Origin of the sequence: Streptomyces niveiscabiei (assembly GCF_001419795.1) — a bacterium.
Classification (GTDB): domain Bacteria; phylum Actinomycetota; class Actinomycetes; order Streptomycetales; family Streptomycetaceae; genus Streptomyces; species Streptomyces niveiscabiei.
The window spans coordinates 1-1,260 of sequence record NZ_LIRL01001343.1 but is presented as its reverse complement, the minus strand read 5'-3'; the positions used below and the strand labels follow the sequence as shown (position 1 = coordinate 1,260).

Sequence of the window (1,260 nt, the reverse complement as noted above, 5' to 3'; positions counted from 1 at the left end):
AGATGTGTATAAGAGCAAGCCCGGCACCCCCAACCCGCCGACCGGCCCCTGCAAGGTGACCTCCAGCGTCAGCGCCTGGAACACCGGCCTGACCAACGCCGTGACCATCACCAACACCGCGACCACCGCGATCAACGGCTGGCGCCTCGCCTTCACCCTCCCCGCCGGCCAGACCATCACCAACGGCTGGGGAGCGACGTACGCGCCCGCCTCCGGCGCGGTGACGGCCACGAATGTGACGTACAACGCGGCGCTCGCGCCCGGCGCGTCCGTGACCGTCGGCTATCAGGCCGGCCACACCGGCAACTCGGCGGCGCCGAGCGCCTTCACCCTCAACGGGACGGCCTGTTCGTAGAGTTGACAGGACGTCAAGAAGCCGGGAGGTCCTGCGACTTCCCGGCTTCGGCCGCTGCGCGTCAGCCGTCCGCCCGCGCTGGGACCGGTGAACCCGCCCTCGCCGGAAAGTGGTTGAAGAGCAGGTTGAGGACGATCGCCGTGAGGCACCCCGCGCTGATCCCGCTGTTCATGACCGTCTGGAACCAGTCGGGGAACTTCGCGTAGACCGTCGGCACCCCGACCGGCAGCAGCCCCACCGCGACCGACACGGCGACGACGGTCAGGTTGTGGTTGTCGCGGAAGTCCACCCCGGCGAGCGTCCGCAGACCGCTCGCGGCGACCGTCCCGAACATCGCGAGCCCCGCCCCGCCCAGCACGGGCGCCGGTACGGCGGCGACCACCGCGCCGAGCTTCGGCAGCAGCCCGAGGACGACGAGCATGCCGCCCGCCGCCGCGACGACCCACCGGCTGCGCACCCGCGTCATCCCGACCAGCCCCACGTTCTGCGCGTACGCCGTGTACGGGAACGTGTTGAACACTCCGCCGAGGACGGTCGACAGGCCGTCGGCGCGCAGCCCGTCCGCGAGCGAACTCTCCTTCACCTCACGGCCGGTGAGCTCGCCGACCGCGATCAGGTCACCGGTCGTCTCGGTCATCGTCACCACGGCCACGACCAGCATGGAGATGATCGCCGACGCCTCGAACACCGGCGCCCCGAAGTGGAACGGCGTACTGATCCCGACCCAGTCCGCGTCCCCGACCCCGCCGAAGTCCGTGAACCCGAACGGGACGGCGACCGCGAGCCCCACGGCGATCCCGGCGAGCACCGCGATCCGGCTCAGGAAGGGCGGCGCGAACCGCTGGACGACCAGGACGACGGCGAGGACGAACGCGGCCAGCCCGATGTTCTTCGGCGCCCCGAAG

The 1,260-nt window shown here is 71.1% G+C and carries 2 protein-coding genes; one reads left to right on the top strand and one right to left on the bottom strand.

Annotated elements, in window-relative coordinates; all coding sequences use genetic code 11:
• A partial coding sequence (locus AOK24_RS43830) for a cellulose binding domain-containing protein (protein ID WP_206191376.1) occupies positions 1-355 on the top strand: 355 nt, incomplete at its 5' end.
• Between the two features lie 61 nt (positions 356-416).
• On the opposite strand, the gene AOK24_RS43825 is transcribed toward AOK24_RS43830, so the two are convergent.
• The coding region (locus tag AOK24_RS43825; RefSeq protein WP_167376923.1) for a solute carrier family 23 protein at positions 417-1,260 on the bottom strand (844 nt) is incomplete at its 5' end.